Origin of the sequence: Streptomyces sp. NPDC005775 (assembly GCF_042871565.1) — a bacterium.
Taxonomy (GTDB): domain Bacteria; phylum Actinomycetota; class Actinomycetes; order Streptomycetales; family Streptomycetaceae; genus Streptomyces.
In genome coordinates, this window is record NZ_JBIAIU010000005.1 from 265,756 (window position 1) to 292,312 (window position 26,557).

Annotated in this window: 23 protein-coding genes; 6 read left to right on the forward strand and 17 right to left on the reverse strand. The window is 72.0% G+C overall.

Annotated elements, in window-relative coordinates:
- Positions 1 to 6 precede the first annotated feature (6 nt).
- The 5 genes from ACFYPA_RS14710 to ACFYPA_RS14730 form a co-directional block, all read right to left on the reverse strand.
- The gene (locus ACFYPA_RS14710) at positions 7 to 783 is read right to left on the reverse strand and encodes a polysaccharide deacetylase family protein (RefSeq protein WP_359312687.1); all 777 of its coding nucleotides are present in this window, start codon (positions 781 to 783) and stop codon (positions 7 to 9) included.
- 732 nt (positions 784 to 1,515) lie between these two features.
- Positions 1,516 to 2,826, reverse strand: a complete 1,311-nt coding sequence (locus tag ACFYPA_RS14715) for an LAETG motif-containing sortase-dependent surface protein (RefSeq protein WP_389131980.1) — start codon at positions 2,824 to 2,826, stop codon at positions 1,516 to 1,518.
- A 246-nt stretch (positions 2,827 to 3,072) separates the two neighbouring features.
- Complete coding sequence (locus ACFYPA_RS14720) at positions 3,073 to 4,047, reverse strand: hypothetical protein (protein ID WP_389131983.1); 975 nt, start codon at positions 4,045 to 4,047, stop codon at positions 3,073 to 3,075.
- Positions 4,048 to 4,137: 90 nt separating this feature from the next.
- Positions 4,138 to 5,040 (reverse strand): helix-turn-helix transcriptional regulator, encoded by a 903-nt coding sequence (locus ACFYPA_RS14725; RefSeq protein ID WP_359080915.1) that lies wholly within the window; start codon positions 5,038 to 5,040, stop codon positions 4,138 to 4,140.
- A 304-nt stretch (positions 5,041 to 5,344) separates the two neighbouring features.
- Positions 5,345 to 6,238 carry an SMP-30/gluconolactonase/LRE family protein gene (locus ACFYPA_RS14730; RefSeq protein WP_389132141.1) on the reverse strand — a complete coding sequence of 298 codons (894 nt, stop codon included), beginning with the start codon at positions 6,236 to 6,238 and terminating at the stop codon, positions 5,345 to 5,347.
- A 164-nt stretch (positions 6,239 to 6,402) separates the two neighbouring features.
- Between ACFYPA_RS14730 and ACFYPA_RS14735 the strand changes: the two genes are divergently transcribed.
- From ACFYPA_RS14735 to ACFYPA_RS14745, 3 genes are all read left to right on the forward strand, one after another.
- Positions 6,403 to 6,858 (forward strand): Lrp/AsnC family transcriptional regulator, encoded by a 456-nt coding sequence (locus ACFYPA_RS14735; protein ID WP_389131985.1) that lies wholly within the window; start codon positions 6,403 to 6,405, stop codon positions 6,856 to 6,858.
- A gap of 232 nt (positions 6,859 to 7,090) precedes the next feature.
- Complete coding sequence (locus tag ACFYPA_RS14740; protein WP_389131987.1) at positions 7,091 to 8,416, forward strand: ammonium transporter; 1,326 nt, start codon at positions 7,091 to 7,093, stop codon at positions 8,414 to 8,416.
- Positions 8,413 to 8,751 (forward strand): P-II family nitrogen regulator, encoded by a 339-nt coding sequence (locus ACFYPA_RS14745; RefSeq protein ID WP_359080923.1) that lies wholly within the window; start codon positions 8,413 to 8,415, stop codon positions 8,749 to 8,751. Before ACFYPA_RS14740 ends, ACFYPA_RS14745 begins: the two co-directional genes overlap by 4 nt.
- 78 nt (positions 8,752 to 8,829) lie before the next feature.
- On the opposite strand, the gene ACFYPA_RS14750 is transcribed toward ACFYPA_RS14745, so the two are convergent.
- The 7 genes from ACFYPA_RS14750 to ACFYPA_RS14780 all read right to left on the reverse strand — a co-directional run bounded on the left by ACFYPA_RS14750 (position 8,830) and on the right by ACFYPA_RS14780 (position 17,036).
- A complete protein-coding gene (locus tag ACFYPA_RS14750; protein ID WP_389131990.1) occupies positions 8,830 to 9,564 on the reverse strand; it encodes a dienelactone hydrolase family protein in 735 nt (244 codons plus the stop codon).
- Between the two features lie 126 nt (positions 9,565 to 9,690).
- Positions 9,691 to 10,365, reverse strand: a complete 675-nt coding sequence (locus ACFYPA_RS14755; RefSeq protein ID WP_359080927.1) for a response regulator transcription factor — start codon at positions 10,363 to 10,365, stop codon at positions 9,691 to 9,693.
- A 1-nt stretch (position 10,366) separates the two neighbouring features.
- Positions 10,367 to 11,554: a sensor histidine kinase gene (locus ACFYPA_RS14760; RefSeq protein WP_389131994.1), complete on the reverse strand. Its 1,188-nt coding sequence runs from the start codon at positions 11,552 to 11,554 to the stop codon at positions 10,367 to 10,369.
- A gap of 5 nt (positions 11,555 to 11,559) precedes the next feature.
- Positions 11,560 to 13,779, reverse strand: a complete 2,220-nt coding sequence (locus tag ACFYPA_RS14765) for an MMPL family transporter (RefSeq protein WP_389131997.1) — start codon at positions 13,777 to 13,779, stop codon at positions 11,560 to 11,562.
- Between the two features lie 170 nt (positions 13,780 to 13,949).
- Positions 13,950 to 14,543, reverse strand: coding sequence for a GNAT family N-acetyltransferase (locus tag ACFYPA_RS14770; RefSeq protein WP_389131999.1), 594 nt, complete (start codon positions 14,541 to 14,543; stop codon positions 13,950 to 13,952).
- Positions 14,544 to 14,600: 57 nt separating this feature from the next.
- A complete protein-coding gene (locus ACFYPA_RS14775; RefSeq protein ID WP_359080935.1) occupies positions 14,601 to 15,365 on the reverse strand; it encodes a peptidoglycan recognition protein in 765 nt (254 codons plus the stop codon).
- A 123-nt stretch (positions 15,366 to 15,488) separates the two neighbouring features.
- Positions 15,489 to 17,036, reverse strand: a complete 1,548-nt coding sequence (locus ACFYPA_RS14780) for a hypothetical protein (protein ID WP_389132002.1) — start codon at positions 17,034 to 17,036, stop codon at positions 15,489 to 15,491.
- A gap of 194 nt (positions 17,037 to 17,230) precedes the next feature.
- On the opposite strand from ACFYPA_RS14780, the gene crcB (ACFYPA_RS14785) reads away from it, so the two are divergent.
- The 3 genes from crcB (ACFYPA_RS14785) to crcB (ACFYPA_RS14795) are packed head-to-tail and all read left to right on the forward strand — an operon-like array spanning position 17,231 to position 18,368.
- On the forward strand, positions 17,231 to 17,647 hold the full coding sequence (gene crcB / locus ACFYPA_RS14785; RefSeq protein ID WP_359080939.1) for a fluoride efflux transporter CrcB: 417 nt from the start codon (positions 17,231 to 17,233) through the stop codon (positions 17,645 to 17,647).
- Entirely contained in the window at positions 17,644 to 17,997 is a 354-nt protein-coding gene (locus tag ACFYPA_RS14790) for a DUF190 domain-containing protein (protein ID WP_389132005.1), read from the forward strand. Before crcB (ACFYPA_RS14785) ends, ACFYPA_RS14790 begins: the two co-directional genes overlap by 4 nt.
- A complete protein-coding gene (gene crcB, locus ACFYPA_RS14795; protein WP_359080943.1) occupies positions 17,994 to 18,368 on the forward strand; it encodes a fluoride efflux transporter CrcB in 375 nt (124 codons plus the stop codon). The genes ACFYPA_RS14790 and crcB (ACFYPA_RS14795) overlap by 4 nt, the downstream gene beginning before the upstream one ends.
- A gap of 78 nt (positions 18,369 to 18,446) precedes the next feature.
- Here crcB (ACFYPA_RS14795) and ACFYPA_RS14800 read toward each other — a convergent pair whose 3' ends face one another.
- From ACFYPA_RS14800 to ACFYPA_RS14820, 5 genes are all read right to left on the reverse strand, one after another.
- Entirely contained in the window at positions 18,447 to 18,758 is a 312-nt protein-coding gene (locus ACFYPA_RS14800; RefSeq protein ID WP_359080945.1) for an SCO5918 family protein, read from the reverse strand.
- A 51-nt stretch (positions 18,759 to 18,809) separates the two neighbouring features.
- On the reverse strand, positions 18,810 to 20,396 hold the full coding sequence (locus ACFYPA_RS14805; protein ID WP_389132009.1) for a DEAD/DEAH box helicase: 1,587 nt from the start codon (positions 20,394 to 20,396) through the stop codon (positions 18,810 to 18,812).
- Positions 20,397 to 20,819: 423 nt separating this feature from the next.
- Positions 20,820 to 21,023, reverse strand: a complete 204-nt coding sequence (locus ACFYPA_RS14810) for a cold-shock protein (RefSeq protein WP_015609674.1) — start codon at positions 21,021 to 21,023, stop codon at positions 20,820 to 20,822.
- 351 nt (positions 21,024 to 21,374) lie between these two features.
- Positions 21,375 to 24,404 (reverse strand): glycoside hydrolase family 38 C-terminal domain-containing protein, encoded by a 3,030-nt coding sequence (locus ACFYPA_RS14815; RefSeq protein WP_359351242.1) that lies wholly within the window; start codon positions 24,402 to 24,404, stop codon positions 21,375 to 21,377.
- Between the two features lie 50 nt (positions 24,405 to 24,454).
- Complete coding sequence (locus ACFYPA_RS14820) at positions 24,455 to 26,530, reverse strand: endo-beta-N-acetylglucosaminidase (protein WP_389132013.1); 2,076 nt, start codon at positions 26,528 to 26,530, stop codon at positions 24,455 to 24,457.
- Between the last annotated feature and the right edge of the window lie 27 nt (positions 26,531 to 26,557).

Consider the following 26,557-nt stretch of genomic DNA (forward strand, 5'->3'; position numbering starts at 1 on the left):
CGTCACTCACCGAACGGGGAAGCCGTAGACGTAGCCCTGCTCCCGCAGCCAGGGCAGGACCTCGCGGAGAGCGGCCAGGGTCTGGGAGCGGTCGCCTCCCGCGTCGTGGAAGAGGACGGTCGGCCCGCTGGAGATCTCGCTCTTGACGGTGGCGACCATGGTGTCCACACCCGGGCGCTCGAAGTCCTTGGTGTCGACGTTCCAGCCCAGCGGCCGCATGCCCCGCGACGCGGCGAGGTGCCGGCTGTACGGGGTGAAGGCGCCGCCCGGAGCCCGGTAGTACTGCGGCCGGACGCCACCGGACGCCTTGGTGATCATGCGTTCGGCATCCAGGATCTGCTGCGACTGGTACGCCTCGGACTTCTTGTCCATGCCGGTGTCGTGCGAGACCGTGTGGTTGCACAGCCGGTGGCCGTCCGCCACGACCGCCTTGACGAGGTCCGGGTACGCCTCGGCCTGCGTGCCCACCATGCAGAAGGTGGCCTTCACGCCGCTGTCCTTCAGCAGTCGCAGCACCTGGGGCGTCCAGGTCGGGTCCGGTCCGTCGTCGATGGTGATGTTGACGCCCTTGGCGCCGCGGTCCGAGGCGTGCGCGATATCGGCCGCCACCTTGGTCACTTGCTGCTCGGGCTGGGTCTCGGGAGACGAGACGCTCGCGCGGGGCCCCGCCGCCACGGTGCCCGCCTGCGCGGTCCACACGGAGGTGGCCGCGGCCAGAGCGGTCACTCCGAGCGCCGCCGCGAGAAGCCGGCTGTGCCATCCCTTTCCCTTGTGCCTTGCCATGTCGCCCGCCCCTTTGTGCCGTCTCCGCCGATGCCGTGCACCTATGAAGACACACGAACGGCCGCAGAGGCTGCCTCGGTTACCGATCGCGGACAATCCTGCAGGCGACCGGCGACAAAGCCGGGTGTTCCGCGACGGACGGGGACTCCGGGGCCACCCGCCGGACGGTCCGGCAGCCGGATCGCCTGTCCGGCGGTCACCTCTCGAAAGGCAGTGCCCGGGACAGGTCAACGCCTGTATCTTCTGACCACCCAAGATCGGCGGGCGGACGTCCGGTGAGAACGTCCAAACCACCCACACCGCTCCGGCGCACCGACCACGGGAACCACACGCTCCAGCACCGGATGAGGACCTCCATGCACCGAAGACTGTGGCGGCGAACCGCCGCCATGAGCGCAGCCACCGGCCTGATCACAGTCGCAGCCCTCATCAACTCGGGCCCGGCCATGGCTGAGGACGCACGGCCAGCTGTCCCTCACCGGCGACCTGACCGGTGACGGCAGGGCCGATGCCACCGCCCGTGACGCCGCCGGCGTGCTCTGGCTCTACAAGGGCACCGGCAGTCCCACCGCGCCCTTTGCCTCCCGCAGCAGGATCGGGGCCGGCTGGAACACGTACGACGCCGTCCTCTGACCGGCCCTCCACAGCCGAAGGGCTCACCGGCTGTCAGCCGGTGAGCCCTTCGGTATTCCGCGCCCCGTGCTCGGCCGGAGCGGAATCACGCCTTGTATGTCAGGCGTGTGTGCCGGTCCTGCGACGGCGTACGGCGAACATCGCGCCGGCGCCGATCGCCACGGCCGCGCCGCTCGCGAGGGCGAGTTGCGAGGTCGCGGAGGACGAGCCCGTGGCGGCGAGGGTGCCGGTCACGGGCCGGGCCGACGCGCCCGTCTGCGTGGTGATGTCCGAGGTGTTCGGCTGCGTCGTGGAGGGTGTGGTGTCGTCGGTCTTGACGGGCTTGCTGCCCGCGGCCGCGATCAGGAACTCGTAGCCCTCCAGGTCCGGGTTCCCGCCACAGGTGCCGTCGTCGTTGACGTAGTCACCGGCGACGAAGGTCACGCCGTTGCCCGCGGGGGCGGAGGCGTCGACCGTGAGCCGCATCTTGACGTCGACGTGGGCGCCGGCCTTGAGCGGGCTGATGGCGTCCATGTAGTGCTTGTTGTCGACCGTCTTCCACTTCGAGGACGAGGCGGACGACCACTGCAGGTGCACCAGGTCGTCGATGGCGTCGAGACCGCTCCGGTCGGTGGCGTGGACGTAGGCGAACGGAAGGACCTCGTCCATCGTCTCGTCGCTGCCGTTCGTCACCCGGAGGTTGAAGTCGACCTTCGTGCCGGCGACGACGGTGGTCGGCAGGCCCGTGATGATCGTGGTCAGCCTGGGCTCGGACGCGGAGACGCACTCGTCGTCCTCCTCGGCCGCCTCCTCCTTCGCCTTGGCCAGCGCCTCGTCGGCGGCGGTCTTGTCGGCCAGCGCCTCCTTGGTCGCCTCCTGCGCCAGGGTCACGGCCGTCGCCGCGGCGACCCGTTCGTCGTCACGCGCGTCCATGGCCTTCACGACCGCGGCGTCGGCCTCGTCCTTGGCCTCACCGGCGGTGACTGCGGCGCCCTCCGCCGCGGTGACGGCCGCCGCCGCTGCGGTCCTCTCGTCATCGGTCGCGGTGTCCGAGAGCTCGGCGAGCGCCGCCTTGGCGTCGACGACGGCCTGGTCGGCCTCGGTCTTCGCGGTGGCGGCCTCGGCCGCCACCCCCTGGGCGGTCTTGACGGCCACGGCCAGGGGGGTGGTGTCGGACAGGAGCGCCGACAGGGCCTCCCGGGCGGCCGTCTCGGCCTTCACGGCCGCGTCGTAGACCGCCTGCGCCGCGGCGGCGGCCAGCTCCAACTGCGCGATCGACGGCTTGCCCTGCGTCGACGACTGCCGCGTCGGCGTCTGCTGCGTCCGGGTCGGCTGCTTGTCGTCGGCGAGGGCGGGGGTGGCCGAGATGAGGAGTACGGGCGTCACCACCGCGGCGGCGACAGCGGTGGCAAGAATCCGGCGAAACGTCACAAGGGCCCTTCGGGTACGGAACGGAGAGAGGAAGGGGTCGCGGCGGAAGTGGTACGCGCGCCCGCGACTTGAGGTGATCGTATGGCCGGTCCGGCGGCCGGTCATCACCCTTTCTTCACGTGCGTCCGCCCCGCGCAGGGCACCGGGACGGACACACGAGACGAATGGGGCAGTTGCTTCCCCCGCTCACGCTTTCGTCGTGACGAATGCCACATGATCGCGGACAGCCCCCTGCCCGACGGGCCGTCAGTGGCGGCGGCCGCTCAGGCGGGCACGCAGGAGGTTGGGGTCGGTGGAGGTGTAGGCGGCGCTGAGCACGTACACGTCGTCGTGGCGCAGCGCGATGGAGGTCGGGCCCCGGAGCCCGTCGGCGGCGTCGAGGACGGTGGTGCTGGTGCCGTCGGGGCGGATGCGCACGACCTCGTTGGGGCCGTTGAGCGCGGCCAGGACCTGGTTGCCGTGGCCGGTGAAGGTGAAGTCGTCGATGCCGACGAGACCGGACGCCCTGACCTGCGGGGCTCCCGCGCGGTTGCCGGGGCGGACGGGGATGCGCAGGAGGGTGCCCCGGTCCAGATTGCTCACCCACAGCGCGCCGTCGTGCACCTTCGCGCCGTTCACACCGAGGAAACCGGTCGAGGCGAGTTCGGGCGCGGTGGACCACGCGGTGGGCGTGCCGCCGGTGGTGGGGACGGTCCGGACGGTGCCGAGGACCGAGTCGGTGATGTAGAGCCGCTTGCTCCGCTCGTCCAGGGCGAGCCCGTTGGGCAGCCCGTCCGCGGGCAGGGCGGCGATGCGCTCGGGGGCCTGGCCGGGGCGCAGCCGCCACAGGCCCGTCAGCTCGGATGTGCCGGTGGCGTACAGCACGTACAGGGTGCCGTCCGCGTCGCGCACGATGCCGGTGGTCAGGGCGAAGCCGAGGACGGGCGTGCGGACTCCGTCGTCGGCGGGTGCGGGCAGCGTCGCGAGGATGTGGACCGCACCGCGGGGGCTGATGCGGGCGATCTGGTGGGCGGCGGCGAAGGTGACGTACGCCGTGCCGTCGGGCAGCAGGGCGACGTTCTCCGGCGACTGGCCGGCGTCCCGGTCGAAGTGGTGGGCGATCCGGACGTCGGTCAGCGGACCGCCGCTCCCGGGCGTCGCACCGGCCGGTGCGGCCGTGGTGAGTGCTGCGGCGGCCGCGAGGAAGGCCGACACGGTGGTCATGAGGGCTCGCTTGGACATGGTTCGTCTCCGGTTTCGGGCAGGGGGCAGCCGCGTCGCGGCGGTGCCGAGGTCATGGGGGTACGTCTGCGGGGGCGGCGGGGGCCCGGTTCAGCTGGCGGAGCGGGGGTGCGCGTCGTGCCGCGCCCCGGCCGGCTCCTGGGGTGCGACGGCGTGGGCGAGCAGGGTCAGGGCCGTGGCGGAGGGTGATCCGGGGGTGGCGGTGGCCACCACCATGGCCGGTCCGTCGCCCTGCGGGCTCTGCAGCGTCTGCTGGGTGACGGTGAGTGTCCCGACCAGCGGGTGGTGCATCTCGTAGTCGGCGGTGTCGCAGGCCACGATCCGGTGATCCGCCCACATCGCGGCGAACTCCTGGCTCCGCATGGTCAGTTCACCGAGCAGGGCGGCCAGCTTCCGGTCGTCCGGACAACGGCCGGCCGTCAGGCGGAGGTTGCCCACCACAGCCCTGGCCTTGGCGGGCCGGTCGGTGTAGAGCTCGCGGGTGTGCGCGTCGAGGAACACCAGCCGGGCCATGTTGGGCCGTCGGCCCGGATCATCGGGACTGCTCGGGTCGAGATGGCCGGCGAACAGCGCGTGACCCTGGCGGTTCCAGGCCAGGACGTCGGTGCGCCGGTCCAGGACGATGGCGGGTGTGCTGCCGAGGGCGGCCAGGAGGGCCCGCGTGGCCTCGGTGATCCGTTCGGCCCTCGGCCGTACGGTGGTTCTCGCTCCTCTCGGTGCGCGGGCCAGGGCGTGCAGATGGGCGCGTTCCGGCTCGTCGAGCCGCAGGGCGCCGGCGAGGGCGTCCAGCACCTCGGGGGAGGCGTTGTGCGACTGCCCCTGTTCGAGGCGGGTGTAGTACGGGGCGCTGATCCCTGCGAGCATCGCAAGTTCTTCCCGCCGCAGGCCCGGCACCCGGCGCCGTTCCCCGTACGTCCGCAATCCGACGTCATCGGGCCGCAGTTGGGCCCTGCGCGCCTGAAGGAAGTCGGCGAGTTGCCCCTGCTTCTTCATGTCACCGAGTATGCGCACCTCCGGCGGCCCCTGCCTCACCCTGCCGGGGTACGGCTCCGGGAGGCGGTGCCGTACCCCGGCTCCGCCTCCCGGGCCGTGCCTGCCAGACTCCGGCCCAGGAGCGTCGATCAAGCCCTCATGGACGGCGCCACCGAACTGATGGACCGTCGCCGGCCCGCGGGTGAACCGGGCGGCGCCGCCGCCGTACGACTGGCCGACGGCGAAATCCTCACCGGCGTCGGGCTGGACAACCTCCACGGTTCCGCCGCCCCGGGTGGGCGACCGAGTCCCGCTCCTCGGCCGCTCAGGCCCGCGCGTCCAGCCAGGGCCGGCGGCCGGGCCCGGTCGGGTGCGTCCCCGTCACACCCATGACCACCGAATAGAGGCTGGTCTCGGCGGCGATGAAGAGGCGGTTGCGCTTCGCCCCGCCCCAGGAGATGTTGGCGACCGCCTCCGGGATGTCGAGCCGGCCGATCAGGGTGCCGTCCGGGTCGTAGCAGTGCACCCCGTCATTCATGGCGGCGGCCCAGAGCCGGCCGCCGTCGTCGAAGCGGAGGTTGTCGAAGCGGGCCGCCTCGCGGGGCCCGGCGGCGGCGAAGACCTCACCGTCCGACAGGGAGCCGTCGTCCTGTACGTCGAAGACACGGATGAAGCCGGCCCGGGTGTCGGAGACGAACAGCTGCTGCTCGTCGGCGGAGAAGACCAGCCCGTTCGGTGCGCCGAAACAGTCGGCCACCAGGCGCACTTCACCGGCGAGGGGGTCGATGCGGTAGACATTGTTGGAGCCGATCTCGCTCTCCGCCCGGTAGCCCTCGTAATCGCTGGTGATGCCGAAGTCCGGGTCGGAGAACCAGATCGAGCCGTCGGACTTCACCGCCGCGTCATTGGGACTGTTCAGCCGCTTGCCCTGCCAGTGGGCGGCCAGCACCGTCACCGTGCCGTCGTGCTCGGTCCGTGTCACCCGCCGGTTGCCCTGCTCACAACTGATGAGCCGGCCCTCGCGGTCGAGCGTGTTCCCGTTCGGGTGACCGGCGGAACGCCGGAAGACGCTCACCCCGCCGGTCTCCTCGTCCCAGCGCAGCAGCCGGTCGTTCGGGATGTCGCTCCAGACCACCTGCCGCCAGGCGGGTACGTAGACGGGCCCCTCGGCCCAACGGCAGCCGGTGTACAGGACTTCGAGGCCGTCATCGCCGTTCATGCACCGCCCGGTACGGAACCGGTCGTCGAATACCTCGTACAGCTCAGGGCGCGCGGTGGTCACGGACGTCCATCCCTTCCGACTGCGGCCGAACAAGTTTCGGCTCGGCTGAAAGATTGCCGGATGAGATATGGTCGAAACAAGTGTTCACTGAATGGAGAGTCGTGGATCACATAGATCGAGCCCTGGTGGAGCAGCTCCAGCAGGACGCGACACAGTCCTACGCCGCACTGGGCCGGGCGGTGGGTCTCTCCACCGGCGCGGCGCACGAACGGGTCCGCAAACTGCGGGAGCAGGGAGCGATCCGGCGGACCAGCGCCGACGTGGACCCGTCCGCACTGGGATACGGCGTGCTGGCGTACGTGACGGTCGACTCCACCCGCTGGATGGGCGCAACGGCACAGGAGTTCGCGGCGCTCCCCGAGATCGTGGAGGCCCACATCATCGCCGGCAACGCCTCGGTACTGGTGAAGGTCAGGACCGCGACCACCGAGCAGCTCCAGGACGTTCTGCGCCGGATCCACGCGATCGACGGAGTCAACGGCACCCGGGCCACGATCGTGCTGGAGTCACTCTTCGAACGGCCCCCCTCCCCGTACGGGGCCGGGACGGCGCAGTAGCGGATCGGCGGGTCTCCCCTGATTCGCGCGCCCCGGGCAAAGCCCGTTCCACCATGGCCGGGAGTCAAGCACGCCCGGCCCGTCACACGGGCGGGCGTCGTCCGCGGCCGTGAGATTCCGGCAACCCCCACGCAATGAAATACGGCGGAAACATCCAGGTCCCTCCGACGAAACGCGCACCGGTCACGCTCTCAGTCGCCCGCACCGCACGCGCCCCGAGGAGGACTCCCCCGTGACCCCCGTGACCGTGGCCGCGGCCGGCATCGACACAGGTGACACCGCCTGGCTGCTCGCCGCCACCGCACTCGTTCTGCTGATGACACCCGGGCTCGCGCTCTTCTACGGCGGCATGGTCCGGACGAAGAACGTACTCAACATGCTGATGATGAGCTTCGTCTCGATCGCTCTCGTCACCGTCGTGTGGCTGCTCGCCGGGTACTCGCTGGCCTTCGGCGACGACGCGTTCGGCGGGCTCGTCGGGGACCTGGGCCACGTCGGCATGGCCGGCATCGGGCCCGACAGCGTCACCGGCAGCGTGCCGACCCTGCTGTTCACCACGTTCCAGCTGACCTTCGCGATCGTCACCGCGGCCCTGATCAGCGGTGCGATCGCCGACCGTACGAGGTTTTCCGCGTGGCTCGTCCTCGTACCGGTGTGGACGCTGCTCGTCTACGCCCCCGTCGCGCACTGGGTGTGGGGGCCCGGCGGCTGGATCAAGGACGCGCTGGGCGCGCTCGACTTCGCCGGCGGGCTGGTGGTGGAGATCGCGTCCGGGGCGTCCGGGCTGGCGCTCGCGCTCGTCGTGGGGCCGCGCATCGGGTTCAGGAAGGACGCGATGCGCCCGCACAACCTGCCCATGGTGATGCTCGGAGCGGGCCTGCTCTGGTTCGGCTGGCTCGGCTTCAACGGCGGCTCCGCCCTTGGTGCCAACGGGCTGGCGGCCGCCTCGGTCCTCAACACCCTGGTCGCCGGCTGCACCGGGCTGCTCGGCTGGCTCTTCGTCGAGCAGAAGCGCGACGGCCACCCCACCACCTTCGGCGCGGCCTCGGGCGCGGTCGCCGGGCTCGTCGCGATCACCCCCGCGTGCGGCACGGTGGGCATCCTGGGCGGCGCCGCCGTCGGCCTGACCGCGGGCGTCGTCTGCTCGTACGCGGTCGCGTGGAAGTTCCGGTTCGGCTACGACGACTCGCTGGACGTCGTCGGCGTGCACTTCGTCGGCGGCATCGTCGGCACCCTGCTCATCGGCCTGTTCGCGACGGCCACGATGACCGGTGGCGCGGAGGGTCTGTTGTACGGGGGCGGCCTCGGCCAGCTCGCCCGGCAGGCCGTCGCCGTACTGGCCGTGGCCGCGTACACCTTCCTCATGACGTACGGGATCGGCAAGGCCGTCGACCGGTTCATGGGCCTGCGCGCCTCCGAGGACGAGGAGCTCACCGGCCTGGACCAGACACTGCACGCCGAGAGCGCCTACGATCACGGCGCCCTGGGTCATGGCACTCCGCAGGCCGTGGCCGCCCGGCCGACGCCGCTCCCCAAGGACAGGAACTCCCCCTCATGAAGCTCATCACCGCCGTCATCAGACCGCACCGCCTCGACGAGGTGAAGACCGCGCTGCGGGAACTGGGCGTCCAGGGCCTCACCGTCACCGAAGCCAGCGGCTACGGGCGGCAGCACGGCCACACCGAGGTGTACCGGGGCGCCGAGTACCGGGTCGACCTGGTCCCCAAGGTCCGCGTCGAGGTCCTCGTCGCGGAGCCGGAGGCCGAACCGGTCATCGACGCGATCGTGCGCGCCGCCCGCACCGACCGGATCGGCGACGGCAAGGTGTGGACGCAGTCGGTCGACACGGTGGTGCGGGTCCGCACGGGCGAGCGCGGACCGGACGCGCTGTAGGCGCTCCGTCCCGCGCTCGCGCAAGAAGTCACCGCCTTCGGCGCGGACGGGACGGGAGCGGCCTCACAGGGAGCGGCCTCACTTCTTGGCCAGGGTGCGGTCGAGGAGCGGGAGCAGGCGGTCCCAGTGCAGCCGCAGGCCGGAGGGGCTGAAGGCGTCGGTGTCGGACATGGTGTAGCCGTGGAGGGTGCCGGGGTAGATCTCGGAGGTGTAGTCGACCCCGGCGGCGTCCAGGGTCGAGTTGAGCTCGGCGAGGGCCTCGGGCGTCAGGTCTCCTTCGGCGTGGCCGAGGTGGATCTCCGCGGTGAGCTCGTCGAGGTGGTCGGTCACGTCGGCGGCCAGGGGACCGTGGAACGCGGCGGCGGCGGCCACCCGGCCGGGGTGGGCCACGGCGGTGCGCATCGCCACGAGGCCGCCGATGCAGTAGCCGGTCACCGCGACCGGCCCGGGAGCCGCCTCGGGCCGGCCGGCGAGGAAGCCCAGGTAGGCGTCGGCGTCGCTCAGGGTGCGCTCCGCGGTGTGCGCCTGGATCAGGGGCATCAGCTGGGCGAAGATCGCGGGCCGGTCATCCTCCCCGATGTGCTCCGGAAGCTCGATCACCGGTGTCGGGCCGTGCCGGTAGAAGATGTTGGGGACGAGCACGTAGTACCCGTGCCCGGCCAGCTCTTGGGCCATGTCCCGCAGCACGGGCCGGATGCCGAAGGCGTCCGGGTACATCAGCACTCCCGGGTGCCGCTCACCGTCGTCGGGAAAGGCGGCGAAAGCGTCGGCCCGGCCGTCCGCGGTGGGGATGTGCGGCGTCTCGGTGCGCATGATCTTCTCCTGGTGTGAGTGAGGGACGTGTCGAACCGTGGTCCACACGACGGGTGGGCGGACGCGGACGCGGCGACCGGCAGTGGGCCGGGTCCGGCCCGTACGGCGGCGGTCACAGGTGTGGCTCTACGCTCCACCGGGCAGTCCCTCGCGCCGGTGCAGCAGACCCGTGTCCATCGCGACCACCACCGCCCGCGTGCGGTCGTTGACGTCGAGCTTGGCGAAGATGCGCAACAGGTGGGTCTTCACCGTGGCCTCGCCGATGAACAGCCGGCGGCCGATCTCCACGTTTGACAGACCGTCCGCGACCGCCCCGAGCACCTCGGACTCGCGGGCGGTCAGGGTGACGGGTACGGGCCGGCGCATCCTCGCCACCAGGCGCTGGGCCACGCGCGGGGCGAGGACCGTCTCGCCCCGCGACGCGGAGTGGATCGCCTCCACCAACTGCTCGCGGGTGGCGTCCTTGAGGAGGTAGCCGGTGGCACCCGCCTCGACGCCCCGCTCGATGTCCGCGTCGGTGTCGTACGTGGTCAGGATCAGCACCCGGGTGGGGGCCTCGCCCGCGACGATCTCCAGGGTGGCGCCCACCCCGTCCAGGACCGGCATCCGCAGGTCCAGCAGGGCGACGTCGGGGCGGAGTCGTTCGACCAGGCGGACCGCCTCGCGGCCGTCGCCCGCCTCGCCGATGATCTCGACGGTGGGCTCCGAGGACAGCAGCGCGACGAGTCCGGCGCGCATCACCGTGTGGTCGTCGGCCAGGATGACGCGCAGCGGGGGCGGGGTGGCGGTGTCGGTTGTCATGTCACTCCTGGCCGTCGGGGGCGAGCGGGATGGTGGCGAGGACCCGGGTCCCGTCGCCGAGTGAGCTGGTGACGGTGAGGCCGCCGCCGAACTCGGCGAGCCGTTTGCGCATGCCGTCCAGGCCGAAGCCGTGGGAGTCCTCGACGACGAACCCGCTGCCGTCGTCGGTGATCTCCAGTTCGATGGTGTCGAAACCCTGCGAGAGAACCACGCCGACCGTGGTCGCCGCCGCGTGCTTGCGGACGTTGGCCAGGGACTCCTGGGTGCAGCGCAGCAGGGCGATCCGGGTCGGCTGGTCGCACGCGAGGTCGGCGAGGTCCGCCGTCACGTCGAGTCCGGTGTCCTCGGTGAAGCGGTCCAGGGTGCGGCGGAGCGTCGCGGCGAGCGATCCGGGGGCCACGCCGCTGCTGGGGGCGGCGCCCACCAGCACGCGGGCCTCGGCGAGGTTCTCCCGGGCCGTCTGCTCGATGGACTGGAGCTGCTGGGCGCTGCGCTCCACGTCCACGGTCAGCTGGGACCTGGCCGCCTCGGCGAGCACGATGATGGAGGCGAAGCCCTGGGCGAGGGTGTCGTGGATCTCCCGGGCGAGACGTTCGCGCTCCTCCGCCGCGCCCTGGCGCTGGTAGACCTCGGTCAGTTCGAGCTGCGTGCTCTTCAACTCGGCACGCAGAGCCGCCCGTTCGTCGCGCTGGGCGAGGGCCCGGGGCGTCAGGAGCGTCATCACGACGGCCACCGCCCAGACGCCTAGGGAGGAGTAGGAGTTGGTGAGGTACGCGTCCGCCTGCCCGCCCTCGCGCAGGCTGCCGCCGAGGGTGATCGCCACGGCCCCTAGGCCGCTGAACAGGATCGCGCCCCGGGGGCTGTCCGCGAAGACGATGAACTGCGTCAGCATCACTGCGTAGAAGACCCCGAAGCCGTCACCGAGGCAGGAGAGCGCCCCCATCACGGCGACGAGAACGACGAGGTAGCCGTAACCCCCCGGCACCCGAGCGCCGGGACGCGTGCGCACCCGTACGTAGCAGAGGGCGAGGCCGGCCGTCAGCGCGAGGATCCAGAGCTTGCGGTCCGTCGGGGTCCCGCCCAGCATCGTGATCAGGGTGACCAGGGCGATCAGCCCCCAGGAGAAGGCCTCCCACCCGTGGAGCACCCAGATCCAGACGGGATCGCCGCGCCGAGGCCGTTGAAGCATGTCCGTCAGCCTACGTGGGGGACGGGCCGGTCGGCCGGGGCGGACGGGGTGCCGGTGGCCCCCCGGCGCGAGGTGCGCAGCGGGCGCCAGGCGCGCTCGCCCAGCAGGAGCAGGGCGGACGGCAGGATCATCATCCGGATCACCACGGCGTCCAGCAGGACCGCGACGGCCAGGCAGAAGCCCATCTGCTTCATCTCGGTGAGGTGCAGGAAGACGAAGGCCGCGAAGATCGTGACCATGACCAGCGCCGCGCTCGTCACCACCTTCGCCGAGCGGTCGATGCCGTCGAGCACGGCCTCGCGGGCCGTCATCCCGTGCTCCATCGCCTCCTTGATCCGGCTGACGACGAAGACCTGGTAGTCCATCGACAGGCCGAACAGGAGCACGAACAGGAAGAGCGGCACACGGGAGGCGATGGCGCCGAGCGAGTCGAAGTCCAGCAGGCCCTCCGCCCAACCGCCCTGGAAGACCAGGACGAGTGCACCGAGCGCGGCGGCTGCGGAGAGCAGGTTCAGTACGACTCCGAGCAGGCCGATGACGGCCGAGCGGAACACCACCGCTGTCGTCAGGAAGGTGAGCAGCAGCAGGAACCCGACCACCAGCGGCAGCTTGCCGCGCTCGTGGTGCACGTAGTCCTGGCCGCGCGCCACGTCACCACTGACCGCCGTCTCTGTCGCCTTCAACTCCCCTATCGTGGACGGGATGTAGCGGTCGCGCAGGTGCTCCAGGGACGCGATGGCCTCGTCGGAGGGCGCCGGGTGCGGCACCGCCAGTTCCAGCACACTGGTCCGGCCGTCGGCGGAGGTCCGCACGACGGGTTCGCCGGTGCGGGCGAAGAGCGGGTCCGCCTGGGCGGCCCTGCCCAGCTCGGTCAGCGCCGTCCTGATCGCGGGGGCCTGTTCCGGGGTGCCTCGGGTCACCACCTCGTGCTTGACCAGGAGTTCGGGGAACGCGCCGGTCAGCCGGTCGTAGACCCGCATGGCCGGGATGTCGCGGGAGAAGGTGTCCTTGCCCGGGTCGACGAGCTTGAGGCCCAGCGCCGGCGCCGCCACGGCGAGCATGACCAGGACCGACACGCAGAGGGTGATCGCGGGGTGCCGCTGTGCGGGGCGCATGAGCGCGCCGAAGATCCGCCCGTTCTCGGGCTTCGCCGGCTTCGTACGGACGGGAGCGCCCCGCTTCGCCCGGCGGGCGGCCTTCTTCGCGGCGCGGCGCTCAGCGCGGTGGCCGAGCTTCACGAGCAGGGCGGGCAGCACGGTGAGCGAACTGAGCACGGCCACCGCGACGACGAGGATGGTGCCGGTCGCCAGCGAGGAGAAGATGACGTCGGTGGCCAGGTAGAGGGTGGCGGTACAGACGATCACCGCGAGGCCGGAGACCACGACGGCCCGGCCGGCGGTCGCGGCGGCGAGTTCCACGAGCGCCTCGGGGCTGAGCCGGCCCGCCGCCCTGGCTCGTTCCTCGCGTTCCCGCTTGAGGTAGAAGAGGGTGTAGTCGACGCCGACCGCGAGTCCCATGAGCAGGATCATGTTGGTCCCGACGCCGGGGTCGGGCATCAGGTGCGAGGCCAGCATGGCCAGGCCCATCGTCGCGGCGATCGAGGAGAGAGCCAGCAGCAGTGGAACACCGGCCATGACGACCGAGCCGAACACGATCAGCAGGATGACGAGCGTCACCGGCAGGGAGAGGCGCTCCGACAGGGCGAGGTCGTCCCCGCGCTGGTCGTTGACGCCCTTGCTGATGGCGGGGGAGCCGGTCTCCTCCACGACCAGGTCCGGGTGGGCGGCTGCCACGTGTGCGGTCCGGTCGAGGAGCGGGACGACGTTCTTCCTGGCGTCGAGTTCGGCGCCCTTCAAGACCACGGTCACCCGCAGGGCCGTGCCGTCCTTCGAGCGGACGGGCGGTGCCACGCTGTCCACCTCGGGCAGGGCCGCCATCAGGGCGGTGACCTCGCGGGCCGCGGCGGTGGCCCGTTCCGCGTCCAGGGGGCCGGATCCGGCGCGGATCAGGACGTGTTCGGTGGGCCGGCGCTGGAGGCCGCCGTCGGTGGCCATCGACTCGGCGCGGCCGGCCTCGCCGACCCAGAAGTCCTTGGTGGTGGCCGGGTTGTTGCCTGCGGCGATGCCCGCGCCGAGGCACAGCAGCACGAAGACGAACCAGCCGACGATCGCGCGCCACGGGTGCCGGGCGCTCCAACGGGCCATACGTACGGGTCGTATTCTCATGCGTCCATGCTGGTTCGCGGGGCCCTTCGCCCGGCAGCCCCGCCCGGTGGAACCCCGTGTCCACCGGCCGGTGGACACGGGCCCGGGGGCCTGCCCCCGTACGGAGCCGCCGGAGCGCATGGGAACACGGTCGGAACGCCGTCGGAGCGCCCGGTACGGCCGGATCGCGCTCAGAGACGGGCTTCCAGGCGGGCCTTCGCCTCGGGCCACTCGTCGGCGAGCAGCGAGAAGTAGACCGAGTCGCGCCAGGTCCCGTCGGGACGCCGACGGTGGCGGCGCAGCACCCCTTCGCGCCGGGCTCCGAGCCGTTCGATCGCGTTCTGCGAGCGTACGTTGAGGTGGTCCGTCTTCAACTGCACGCGCCCCATGCCCAGTTCGTCGAAGGCATGCCCGATCAGGAGCAGCTTCGTCTCGGTGTTGACCGCCGAGCGCCAGTGGGCGCGGCCGTACCACGTCCAGCCGATCTCCAGGCGTTCGTCGGCGGCGTCGACGTCCATGTACGTGGTCCAGCCCACCGCCCGTCCGCTCGCGCGGTGGATGACGGCGAACGGGACGTAGGTGCCGCGCCGCGCGACCGCGAGCAGTTCCGTGAGCTTCTCGCCGAGCTCTTCCGGGGTGTGCGGGGTCGGCCCGCCCTGCCAGCGCCAGACCTCGTCGTCCCCGCCGCCTGCGGCGAAGAGGTCGTCGAGGTGGTCCGTGGTCAGCGGCTCCACGCGGACGTGGCGGCCGGTCAGGGTCACGGGAAGCGGGGTCGTGGCAGGCATACCGAAATGCTAGCGCATTCGAACTAGACAGAACAGCATTATGCACTAGTACGAAACTCAGCGAGGTGTCTCCGCGTCCTCCGTGCCCGTCCGCACCGCGCGCAGGGTCGCCGCCGCCGCCCGTATCGCGGGCAGCTCCGCGTACAGCGCCTCGCCCGGACAGGTGGTCTGGTACGCGTCGCGGTGGCCCGAGATCACGTGCAGCACGGCCGCCTCGCCCTTCGGGTACCTGCTCGCGTCGTTCGTCGAGACCAGCCGCACCGTGCCCCGCGGATCGCTCCCCGGGCGCAGCTTCCACGCGGCCACCTCGGCGAGGGCCCTGATGACGGCCTTGGGCACCGTGTCCCCGCGCCCGTAGTCGCCCAGCACGGCTATGCCCACGCTGTCGGCGTTGAAGCCCGTGGTGTGCGCCCCGCGCACCCGCCGCGTGATGCCGCCGGCCCGGCCCTCGTAGATCGTGCCGCACCGGTCGACGAGGAAGTTGTAGCCGATGTCGTCCCAGCCGTTGCCCTTGATGTGGGCCTCCTCCACCGACCGCAGCATGCGGGGCGCGTCCGCGCAGTCGTAGGTGTTGGACTCCCCCGTGTGATGGATGAAGACCGCCCGCACGGCGCCCGTGTAGACCGCGTGCTCACGCACCATGCCCTCGTCCGCGTGCCAGGCCGCCCGGGTGACGATCGCCGGCTGCGGCACCCCCGGCGCCCGCTCGTGCACCGGGGCGTCCGGCGGGGGCAGCACGAGGCGCACCGGGGCGTCCCGCAGCATCAGGAGGGTGAGCGGGAGGACCGCGGCGGCCGGCCAGAGTCGGTATCGGTGCCACATGGGACCACCCTGCGGCCTCCGCGCCCGGCGCGCAGACGGGGTGGCCGATCGGGTGAAACCGCTGGTCCGGGCCGCGCGCCGCGCACGGCGGACAACCCTTGTGCCGACAGGCCGTACGGCGCCTCAGCAGCCCCCGCCGCGCGGCAGCCGGTACGCCGAGTCCAGCCGGTACGTCCCGCCCTCCGGCACGGTCAGCCGCGTCCACTCGCCGTCCTGCCGCAGGCAGCCCCCGGTGGCTCCCCCGACGCCGCGCACCCGCAGCCACGGCGAGTGGGCGACCCGGACGGTCACCGACCCCGCCTCGGGCATCCGCACCACCAGCTCGGCGTCGTCGCCGCGTACGACCTCTGCGGGGGCGTCCACCAGCGGCTTCGCGCCCCGCACCCGGTAGATCGTCCACCCGGAGTCCCGCCACACCGGCTTCAGCCACGGCTGCCCCGCCCTGACCAGCGCCGCCTCGGCCTCGGCGGGGCCGTCCGGCTGCCCGTGGTGCAGCACCACGTAGCCCACGGCCCACCGGTCCAGCCAGGCCCGGTAATCGGCGGCGGACAGCGCCTCGCCGTAGAAGAACCGCCCCCGTTCGACGTCGAGCTGACGGTTCCAGCCGCGCGCCATGTTCACGTGCGGGGCGAGCACCGCCGCCTCGCGGTGGTTGCGGGCCGGGACGACCTCCACGCGGCCGAGACCGGCGTCCAGGCGGCGCAGTTCACCGACCACGCCCTCGGTGTGGGACGCCCAGGCCGGCACGGCGGTGGACACCTGGAGGTCGTCCACGGTCTTGTCGGCCAGCCAGTTGACGGACAGTACGAGGGCCACCGCCACCATGGCCGTCCGGGCCCATGCCCTCTCCCGCACGAGCGCGAGGACCGCCATGAACAGCACGGGCACGGCGACCAGACCGAGCAGCCGCTCCACGTTCGTCCCGATCGGGGAGGCGATGAGGAAGGTGAGGAGCACCCCGACCGCGTACACCACGGCGCCGTACCGCAGCAGGAGCCACTGCCGCCCCACCGGCGCCGCGACCGCGAGGACGGCACAGACGACGATCGGCATCCACAGCCGGTTGGCCTGCATGGGCTGTTCGCCCTCGAACGGGAAGAGCACCGAGGTGGCGCCCACGACCGCGAAGAACGGCACCATCAGCACCGCGCCCTTGCGCCACTGCCGGTCCAGGAGGTACGCCGCCCCCGCCACCACGAGGAACAGCCCCGCGACCGGACTGGCCATCGTCGCCGCCGCCCCGGCCACCACGGCGGTCACCGAGCGGTCGACGTACAGGAGGGCGACGAGCCCTATGGCGACGCCGAGCGCGAAGGTCGTGCGCCCCGACGCGACGTTGCACCACAGGGTGAGCGCGGCGAGGACCGCGGGCAGGACGGCGTGCGGCACCCCCCTGCGGACGAGGAGCAGGGCCATCAGCCAGGTGCCCGCGATCCCGGCGGCCACCGACACCGCCCGGACGCCGAAGAGGGCCATCACGTACGAGGAGAAGACGCTGTAGTTGGCCGTGTGCATCCCCCCGTACCAGGAGAGGTTGTACGCCGAGCCCGGGTGGCGGGCGGTGAACCCCGACCAGGCGAGCTGCGCGGCGAGGTCACCGCCGCCGGTGGCCAGGACGGCCGCCCACACCGCGTAGAGCGGGACCACGACGGCCACGGCGACGACCGGCACCCGGTGCCGCCGCCACCACGGCTCCCGCCCCCCGGACCCACCGTTGTCCCGCTGCCGGGGGATGCGGCCCCGCCCCGTGTCCCCGACTACCGTCCGCAACTCCCCGCTGGCATACACCCGGCAACCCTAGGACACCCCGCCCCGCGGCACACGGGCGATATTCTGGGGACAGTGCCCCGGCCGGCAGGAGACGTGTGTCCACGAAGTTCCGCTCCCCGCAGACCGCCGTCGTCGCGGTGGTCGCGCTCGGCGGCGCGACGGGCGCGTCCGCCCGCTACGGGGCCTCGCTGCTGTGGCCCACCGCGACCGGCGGATTCCCGTGGACGACCCTCGTGGTGAACGTCGTCGGCTGTGCGGTGATCGGTGTGTTCATGGTGGTGATCAGCGAGGCGTGGTCGGCGCACCGCCTGGTGCGGCCGTTCTTCGGTACGGGGGTGCTGGGCGGGTTCACCACGTTCTCCACGTACGCCGTGGACATTGAGCGTCTCGTCGACGGGGGCCGGGCCCGTACCGGTCTGGTCTATCTGGGACTGACACTGCTCGCGGCTCTCGCGGCGGTGTGGAGCGCGGTGTGGCTGACGCGCCGCGCACTCGTGTGGAGGCAGGCATGACGACGCCGAACACAGCACCCGGCCTGCGGCTGACCGCCCTGGTCGGCGAGTCGGACACCTGGCACCACCGCCCGGTCTGCACGGAGATCGTGCACCGGGCGCACGCGGCGGGACTCGCGGGGGCCAGTGTGTTCCGGGGGATCGAGGGCTTCGGCGCCTCCTCGATGATCCACACGCAACGGCTGCTGTCGCTCAGCGAGGACCTGCCCTTGGCGGTGGTGATCGTGGACGAGGAGGCGAAGATCCGCGCGTTCCTGCCGCTGATCGCCGAACTGACCGGCGACGGCCCGGTCACGCTGGACGCCTGCGAGATCGTCCGCCCGGGGCGGGATGCCGGGGAGTCCGGGTGAACTGGCTGCTGGTGATCATCGGCGCGGCGGTCGGCGCCCCGCTCCGGTATCTGACCGACCGGGCGGTACAGGCCAGGCACGACACCGTCTTCCCCTGGGGCACCTTCACGGTGAACGTGAGCGGCTGCCTGGTGCTGGGCGTGCTGACCGGCGCGGTGGCGGCCGGCGCCGCGTCCTCGCACCTGCGACTGCTGCTCGGTACGGGGCTCTGCGGGGCGCTGACCACGTACTCGACGTTCAGTTACGAGACGCTGCGGCTGGCCGAGGGCGGGGCGCGGTTCTACGCGGCGGCCAACGCGGTGGCGAGCGTGGTCGCGGGTCTCGGCGCCGCGTTCGCCGGTGTCACGCTCGCCGAGGCGCTCTGGACCTGAGACCGCGGGCCCGGTCACGCGCCGAGGCCCGGCCCCCCGCAGTGGGGGACCGGGCCTCGGGTGTGACGGTGCGGCGGCTCAGGCGTCCTGGCCGGGCGTGCCCAGTGCGGCGGAGGCCGCTTCCAGGGGGCTGAGCACCACGGGCGCGGCGGGGGCCGGGACGGACCGGACGGTGAAGCCGAGGCGCGAGAGCGCCCTGGTCACCTCACCGGCCGAGAAGTCGCGGCGGTCCTGCCGGGTGATGATCTCGCCCACCTGCTTGACGGGGTACGTACGACGGCTGATGATCACCGACTCCCCGGTGACGGGTTCGGGCTTGATGCCCTTCATCGATTCCTCGACCTCGTGCTTGAACAGGTCGAACGGGAAACGGGCGATGACGCAGCGCATAGTGCCTCAACGGGATCGGGGGACGGAACCGGGCGGGAACGCGGGTATCGGTCAGGCGGCACGGTCGCCGGTGGCGCGGCGCGGCGCCCCACCGCCGCGCGGCTGCGAGGAGGACGACGACGCGGGCGACGACGAGCGGCGGGCCTGTGCCGGGCGGCTGCGCCGGCCACGCGAGGAGGCACTGCTCTTGGAGCGCTCGGACGGCGGCGAGGTGATGGTGACGGGGATGCCCGAGGGCGCCTGCGCACCGGTGATCCGGCTCAGCTCGGCCTCGCCGGAGCGGACCTCGGCGATCTGCGGGGTGATCCCGGCGTCGGACATCAGGCGCGTCATCTCGCGGCGCTGGTTGGGCAGCACCAGCGTCACGACGCTGCCGGACTCGCCGGCCCGGGCGGTGCGTCCGCCGCGGTGCAGGTAGTCCTTGTGGTCGCTCGGCGGGTCGACGTTGACGACCAGGTCGAGGTTGTCGACGTGGATGCCGCGGGCCGCGACGTTCGTGGCGACCAGCACGGTGACGTGGCCGGTCTTGAACCGCGTCAGGGTCCGGGTGCGCTGCGGCTGGGACTTCCCGCCGTGCAGCGCCGCCGCCCGTACCCCGCTGCTGAGCAGGTGGTCGGTGAGCTTGTCCACGGCGTGCTTGGTGTCGAGGAACATGATCACCCGGCCGTCGCGGGCGGCGATCTCCGTCGTCGTGGCGTACTTGTCGGCGCCGCGGACGTAGAGCACGTGGTGCTCCATCGTCGTCACCGCACCGGCGGCCGGGTCGACCGAGTGGACGACCGGGTCGTGCAGGTAACGGCGGACGAGCAGGTCGACGTTACGGTCCAGGGTGGCCGAGAACAGCATCCGCTGGCCCCCCGCCTGCACCTGGTCGAGCAGCTCGGTGACCTGCGGCATGAAGCCCATGTCGGCCATCTGGTCGGCCTCGTCCAGGACGGTGATGGAGACCCGGTCCAGGTTGCAGTCGCCGCGCTCGATCAGGTCCTTGAGCCGGCCCGGCGTGGCGACGACGACCTCGGAGCCACCGCGCAGCGCCGCGGCCTGCCGGCCGATCGACATGCCGCCGACGACGGTGGCCAGTCGCAGCTTGAGCGAGCGGGCGTACGGGGTGAGCGCGTCGGTGACCTGCTGGGCCAGTTCCCGGGTGGGGACGAGGACCAGGGCCAGGGGGCGGCGCGCCTCGGCGCGCTGTCCCTCGATGCGGGCGAGCAGGGCCAGCCCGAAGGCGAGCGTCTTGCCGGAGCCGGTGCGGCCGCGGCCGAGCACGTCACGGCCGGCCAGCGAGTTCGGCAGCGTGGCCGCCTGGATCGGGAACGGCACGGTGACGCCCTGACCGGCGAGCGCCGCCAGCAGGGGTGCGGGCATGTCCAGATCGGCGAACGCCTCGACGGCGGGCAGTGCCGGGGTGATGGTCTGCGGCAGGGCGAACTCACCCTGCTTGGCGGCGGGCCGGCGGCCGTAGCCGCCACCGGAGCGCTGGGCCGGGGCGCCGAAGCGTCCCTGGCCGCTGCCCTGGCGGCCCGGAGCCTGCGAGCGGAAACCGCCGCCCGAACGGGAGCCGCCGGAACCGGTGGCTCCACCGCTGCGGGTGGTGCGGGAAAAACGGTCATTGGAACGAGCGGGACGATCGCGGTTCATACGGAACCTTTCCTCGATATGGCGCGTATCGAGGAATTCATTGCGGCGACGAGCGGCACAAGAATCGCAAGAACGGGCCGTTGGCATACGTGAACGAAGCCCGGCAGCCGGTCTTGAGCCGATACGGGCCCGGGCAGAGCCGGGTCCGGTGCTTCGCAATGACAGACGAGCCGGGCCGGAGGCGGTCCTGCAGGTCTCGTCACGGGGCTCCGGCGGACCGGTGGTCCGGGAGCCATGGCGGATCGTCCGCCGCATGGTGAAGAGCGTGGGTCCTGTGCGCTTCCCCGGCGGCGCGTGGCGGTGGTACCGGCACGGCGTGCACGGGGGCGGACCCGGGAAAAGCAACGAGCTGGGGCCCGCACCCAAGGTGCGGGCCCCAGCTGTGGATGCGCACTCAGCGCGTGAGCGCCGGTGTCATCTAATTCACGCGGGGGTGATGTTCTCCGCCTGCGGGCCCTTCTGGCCCTGCGTGACGTCGAAGTTCACCTTCTGGCCCTCCTGCAGCTCACGGAAGCCGCTGGCGGCGATGTTCGAGTAGTGGGCGAAGACGTCAGCGCCGCCACCATCCTGCTCGATGAAGCCGAAGCCCTTTTCCGCGTTGAACCACTTGACGGTGCCAGTAGCCATGTTTATCTCCTTCTGGGGCAGAGCCCGGGGACTGGCACTGTGCCAATCCCGCGTCGCCGCGATGATTACCCCATCCGGATAATGAGCCGGAAAATACAAAAGCGCACCCACCGGCCCATTTAGCCGAGGAGAGCACTTGGAGTCTTTGGGAACCACAACTGCAACTGAGATCTACAGTAGCACAATGAATGCGAGCGGGCGCGGCAAGTAATTACACTCCGCCCGGCGCGTCATAAACCTTCACCGGACATTGCACAGAATTCTGTGCTTGCGGCTATAGATATTCGTCGCTCCGTGCTACGGCGCCTCGCGCCCTCCCCCCGGCCCGGAACCGGAGGGAGGGCGCACGGGTCAGCCGCGCGTGAACCTCAGCGTCACCAGCTCGAACGGCCGGAGCGCCAACTCCACCCCGTTGTCGTGGAGTTCCGGAACCAGCGCGTCGGACAGCGGCCGCTCCAGCAGATCGCACACCGTGACGCCGGCGGCCTCGAACCCGGTGGCGAGACGCACCCTGGCGCGTCCGCCCGTGGACTCGTAGAGGCGCACCACGAGGTCACCGCTCGCGTCGTCCGCCAGCTTGACCGCGCTCATGACGACCGCGTCGTTGTCGACGGCCACCAGCGGGGCCACCTCCCGCTCACCGGTGACCCGGCGCTCCGGCAGGTTGATGCGGAAGCCCTCGCGGACCGCGTCCCCGATCGCCGCACCGGGGACGAGCGCGTGCCGGAAGCGGTGCACGCCCTGGTCGGTCTCCGGGTCGGGGAAGCGGGGGGCGCGCAGCAGCGAGACCCGCACGGTGGTGGTGGTACCGGCGTCGGCGTCGCGGACCGTACGGGTCACGTCGTGGCCGTACGTCGAGTCGTTGACGAGCGCGACGCCCCAGCCCGGCTCCTCCAGGTGGACGAAGCGGTGGTTGCAGGCCTCGAACTTGGCGGCCTCCCAGCTGGTGTTGGTGTGGGTGGCCCGGTAGAAGTGCCCGAACTGCGTCTCGGAGGCGTAGCGCTCGGCGTGGACGTCCAGGGGGAACGCCGCCTTGAGGAACTTCTCCGTCTCGTGCCAGTCGACCTCGGTGTCGATGTCGAGCCGCTTGGTGCCCGGCGCCAGGGTCAGCAACTGGGTGACCTTCGAGTCGCCGAAGCCGCGGACGATCCGTACGCGGGCGGCGCCGTCGGCCTCGACGGGGGTGAGCTCGTCGAGGTCCGTGAGGTCGGTGACGGTGTTGCGGTAGAACTCGTCCACGTCCCACGCGTCCCACATGTTCGGGAAGTCGGGGTGGATCTGCAGCAGGTTCGCGGCCTGGCCCGGTGCGACCGTCTCGCGCTCCGCGCCGATGTCGTACGCCGAGACGACCAGCCCGCGGGCGTCGATCTCCACCCGCAGCAGTCCGTTGTCCAGCACGTAGCCGCCGCCCTCGCGCGGGGCGGGGGCCGAGGGGTTGCCGGCGGGGACGGCCGCCGCCGCACCGGCGCCGACGCCGCCGCGCGCGTGCGGCGCGGAGTTGAAGACGAGGACCTCGCCCGTCGCGGCGTCACCGGCCAGGGCCCGCTGCGCGGTGTCGATGATGCCGTTCAGCTCCTCGGCGACGGCCGCGTAGGTCTTCTCCGCCTCGCGGTGCACCCAGGCGATCGACGAGCCGGGGAGGATGTCGTGGAACTGGTGCAGCAGCACCGTCTTCCAGATCCGGTCCAGCTGCTCGTACGGGTAGGCGGAACCGGTCCGCACCGCGGCGGTGGCGGCCCACAGCTCGGCCTCCCGCAGCAGGTGTTCGCTGCGGCGGTTGCCCTGCTTCGTCTTCGCCTGGCTGGTCAGCGTGGCGCGGTGCAGCTCCAGGTAGAGCTCGCCGACCCACACCGGGGCGTTCGGGTACTCCGCCTCCGCCTTGGTGAAGAAGTCGGTGGGGGTCTCCCACGTCACGGTCGCCGAGCCCTCCAGACTGCGCATCCTGGCGGCCTTGGCGATCATCTCGCGGGTGGTGCCGCCGCCGCCGTCGCCCCAGCCGGTCGGGGCGAGGGAGTGCCGGGCGACGCCCTTGTCCTTGAAGTTCTTCGCCGCGTGGGCGATCTCGCTGCCCTTCATCGAGCAGTTGTACGTGTCGACGGGCGGGAAGTGCGTGAAGATCCGGGTGCCGTCGATGCCCTCCCACTGGAAGGTGTGGTGCGGGAACTTGTTGGTCTGGCTCCACGAGATCTTCTGCGTGAGCAGCCACTTGGAGCCCGCGGCCTTGATGATCTGCGGCAGACCGGCCGCGAAGCCGAAGGTGTCGGGCAGCCACGCCTCGTCGTTCTCGATGCCGAACTCGTCGAGGAAGAAGCGCTTGCCGTGCACGAACTGGCGGGCCATCGCCTCGGAGCCGGGCATGTTCGTGTCGGACTCGACCCACATCCCGCCGGACGGCACGAACCGTCCCTCGGCCACGGCCTTCTTGACCTTGGCGTAGACCTCGGGGCGGTGCTCCTTGATCCAGGCGAACTGCTGGGCCTGCGACATCGCGAAGACGAAGTCGGGCTCGTCCTCCAGGAGCGCGGTCATGTTGGACGTCGTACGCGCGACCTTGCGCACCGTCTCGCGCAGCGGCCACAGCCAGGCGGAGTCGATGTGCGCGTGCCCCACGGCGCTGATGCGGTGCGCGGACGGCTGCGCGGGCGTCGCGAGGACCTCGGTGAGCTGCGCGCGGGCGGCGGCCGCGGTGCCGTTCACGTCCTGGAGGTCGACCGCGTCCAGGGCGCGGCCGATGGCGCGCAGGACGTCCCAGCGCCGGGCGCCGTCGACGGGCAGCTCCTGCATCAGCTCACCCAGCACCTCCAGGTCCTGGACGAGGTTCCACACGTGCTCGTCGAAGACGGCGAGGTCCATCCGGGCGAGGGTGTACTGCGGCTCGTCACCCGCGGTCTCCTTGTCACCCAGCTGGGTCGGCAGGAAGGGGTGGTAGTCCAGGATGACCGGGTTGGACGCCGCCTCGATGTGGAGCAGCACCTCCTCGCCGCCGGCCGCCGGAGCACCCACGCGCACCCACTGGTTGCGCGGGTTGAGACCCTTCACCGGGGTGCCGTCGGGGCGGTAGACCAGGCCCTCGCACTGGAAGCCCGGCATGTTCTCGTCGAAGCCGAGGTCGAGCAGCGCCTCGACGGTCCGGCCCGCCCAGGCCTCGGGGACCGTACCGGAGACCCGGAACCAGCAGGTGCCCCACGGAGCGCCCCACCGGTCGCCGACCGCGATCGGCTCGGTCGCACCGGCGAGGCCCTCCGCCACGGGCACGGGCTCGCCCGGCGCGTTCCAGACGGCGACGTCCAGCGGGACGGATTCCGGGTATACGGCCGGCCGGATGCGCTCGTCGAGGACGCGCTTCAGGCGGGCTTCGACCAGGCTGCGGTCGTCGTGCATGAGGGTGGCTCCGTTGTGAGGTGGGTGCGGGTGGGGGGTGCTTGCGGTACTTACCAGCGGTGCGCGGTGGAGGCGGCGCCCGATGTCGTGTAGAGCTCGCCAACGGCCCTGACCTGGAAACGAGCGGTCCTTTCGCCCGGTTCCCGCCGGATGCCCGGCGCGAAGAAGGCGGTGCCGGACGTACCGCCGAGGAAGCGCCGGGTGCCGTCGGGGAGGATCCGGTGCAGTTCGTAGTGGCGTGGGGCGACGGGGGCCCGGTGCCATCGGAAGCGCAGGTCGGCGCCCCCGGTCGTGGCGGCCGTGCCGGTGATGCGCAGACCGCTCGGCGCGGAGGGGGTGTCCGCCCCGTCCCGTACGGCCACGGCGCCGAGCCGCCAGCGCACGGGGCCGCTCGCCGTGAGGCGTACGCCCAGCGCGCGGACGGTCCCGGAGAGGGAGTTCAGCCGGAGGGTGGCGGTGGACCAGCCGGTGCCGCCCGCCCGCAGTTCGCCGGCCGGGACGTAGGTGTACGCGATCGGGTCACCCGGCCGGTCGGGCTCGTGCAGGGCGACGGCCAGTTCGACGGTGACCGGTGCCGATCCCTCGTCGGTGCGGTGGGTGAGCTCGACGACGGTGCGCCGGGAGAGCGGCAGCCGGGTGCCGTACAGCTCGACGGTGACCGGGGCGTCGAGGTCGCCGTCGACCAGGAGGCTGCTGCCGCCGCGCCAGGCGTCGGCGAAGTCGAAGCCGACGGAGGGGGCCCGGCCGTCGGTACGGACGACCCAGCGGCGGCCGGGCAGCCGGTCCTGGAGCCCGAGGTGGTTCCACTCGGTGTCCGAGACCACCCGGCCGTTCTCGTACCACCGCAGTCCGTGGCCGGTGTTGAACGTGGTGGCGAACGGCAGGCGGTCGACGGTCGAGCGGTCGGCCACCGCCGTGGCGGGGGCACGCCAGCTGTCCGTGCGGTCGGGCCGTGCCGGGTCGAGGGACTGCCCGGTCCAGAACCGCTGGTCCGCGGCGTGGAACTGAGCGGGGGTCCGGCCCTCCGGGAGATGGCCGCGGGTCCACTCGGGCCGGTAGAAGCCGTACGAGAGGGTGTGCGGGCCGTCGGCGGGGATGATCGCGTCCCAGTCGACGGCCCTGTTCCAGCCGGTCGACTCGACGTCGACGCCCGCCCACAGGTCGTAGCGGCTCCGGTCGACGGACTCGGCGGTCGCTCCGGAGGCGGTGAGCGTGTCCGGGGTCCAGCGGAAGTCCACGAACATCGAGTCCGCTTCCTCGAACAGCGCCGTGTTCTCGGCGTTCAGGGCCCCCTGCCAGCCGACCTCACCCCGCACCGTCATGGCGTCGTACCACGTGATGCGCAGTCCCGCGGCGTCGCCGCGCTCGCGCAGAGCGGTGACGAAGGCGAGCATCTCGGCGCCGAGCGCCGCGTCCCCGCCCTCCGTCTCCGCGTTGATGAACCAGCCGTCGAACCCGTGGGCGACAGCCACCTCCACGAGCTTCGCGGCCAGCGGGAAACGTCCCGCGCCGTCACGCTGCACGAGGTCGCGGGTCCACCGCAGATCGCCGCCGTGGTGCACGGGCGGCAGGAACACGGTGCCGAGGACGGGTACGCCGTTGCGGTGCGCCGCGTCCACGACCGGGGCGTTGGGCGCGAGGACCAGGCCCTCCCCGGCCGAGCCGCCCCAGAAGACGAGTTCGTCGATGTACGCCCAGTGGTTCAGCGCGTAGTAATCGGCGGTGGCGGAGCCCTGGGACGGGTTGCCGGCGGTGTTGCCGAAGGCCACGAGGGAGGAGATGCGGGCCTGGTCGGTGCGGGCCGTGGTGTTCACCGGGACCGGGGTGAAGCGGTCGGCGAGCGGAACGGTCGCGGTGTTGAACGGCAGGTCGGGGTCGCTCTCGGGCCGCCATGCCTTCAGGCTGCGCCAGGTGACTCCGTCGCCCGGGGCGCCGGGGGGCAGCGAGTCGGGGAACCAGTAGGAGGCGAAGGGCTGGAGCGCCCCCCGCCCAGGAGGTGCGCCGGCGGTGGCGGCCGCGGCCGATCCGGTGAAGGCCGGAGTCAGGAGGGCGGCAGCCGTTCCCGCGCCCGCGAGGACGACGGTGCGGCGGCTGGGAGCGGCCTGGCGCGGCCGGGGCTGGTTCATGGTGTGCTCCGTATCGGGTGAGGTGCG

What these genes read in the sequence shown, in the direction of transcription:
- ACFYPA_RS14710 (WP_359312687.1), bottom strand. Translation starts at nt 783, where the DNA reads ATGGCAAGGCACAAGGGAAAGGGATGGCACAGCCGGCTTCTCGCGGCG.
- ACFYPA_RS14720 (WP_389131983.1), bottom strand. Translation starts at nt 4,047, where the DNA reads ATGTCCAAGCGAGCCCTCATGACCACCGTGTCGGCCTTCCTCGCGGCC.
- ACFYPA_RS14725 (WP_359080915.1), bottom strand. Translation starts at nt 5,040, where the DNA reads ATGAAGAAGCAGGGGCAACTCGCCGACTTCCTTCAGGCGCGCAGGGCC.
- ACFYPA_RS14730 (WP_389132141.1), bottom strand. Translation starts at nt 6,238, where the DNA reads ATGAACGGCGATGACGGCCTCGAAGTCCTGTACACCGGCTGCCGTTGG.
- ACFYPA_RS14745 (WP_359080923.1), top strand. Translation starts at nt 8,413, where the DNA reads ATGAAGCTCATCACCGCCGTCATCAGACCGCACCGCCTCGACGAGGTG.
- ACFYPA_RS14750 (WP_389131990.1), bottom strand. Translation starts at nt 9,564, where the DNA reads ATGCGCACCGAGACGCCGCACATCCCCACCGCGGACGGCCGGGCCGAC.
- ACFYPA_RS14755 (WP_359080927.1), bottom strand. Translation starts at nt 10,365, where the DNA reads ATGACAACCGACACCGCCACCCCGCCCCCGCTGCGCGTCATCCTGGCC.
- ACFYPA_RS14760 (WP_389131994.1), bottom strand. Translation starts at nt 11,554, where the DNA reads ATGCTTCAACGGCCTCGGCGCGGCGATCCCGTCTGGATCTGGGTGCTC.
- ACFYPA_RS14765 (WP_389131997.1), bottom strand. Translation starts at nt 13,779, where the DNA reads ATGAGAATACGACCCGTACGTATGGCCCGTTGGAGCGCCCGGCACCCG.
- ACFYPA_RS14770 (WP_389131999.1), bottom strand. Translation starts at nt 14,543, where the DNA reads ATGCCTGCCACGACCCCGCTTCCCGTGACCCTGACCGGCCGCCACGTC.
- ACFYPA_RS14775 (WP_359080935.1), bottom strand. Translation starts at nt 15,365, where the DNA reads ATGTGGCACCGATACCGACTCTGGCCGGCCGCCGCGGTCCTCCCGCTC.
- ACFYPA_RS14790 (WP_389132005.1), top strand. Translation starts at nt 17,644, where the DNA reads ATGACGACGCCGAACACAGCACCCGGCCTGCGGCTGACCGCCCTGGTC.
- ACFYPA_RS14800 (WP_359080945.1), bottom strand. Translation starts at nt 18,758, where the DNA reads ATGCGCTGCGTCATCGCCCGTTTCCCGTTCGACCTGTTCAAGCACGAG.
- ACFYPA_RS14805 (WP_389132009.1), bottom strand. Translation starts at nt 20,396, where the DNA reads ATGAACCGCGATCGTCCCGCTCGTTCCAATGACCGTTTTTCCCGCACC.
- ACFYPA_RS14810 (WP_015609674.1), bottom strand. Translation starts at nt 21,023, where the DNA reads ATGGCTACTGGCACCGTCAAGTGGTTCAACGCGGAAAAGGGCTTCGGC.
- ACFYPA_RS14815 (WP_359351242.1), bottom strand. Translation starts at nt 24,404, where the DNA reads ATGCACGACGACCGCAGCCTGGTCGAAGCCCGCCTGAAGCGCGTCCTC.
- ACFYPA_RS14820 (WP_389132013.1), bottom strand. Translation starts at nt 26,530, where the DNA reads ATGAACCAGCCCCGGCCGCGCCAGGCCGCTCCCAGCCGCCGCACCGTC.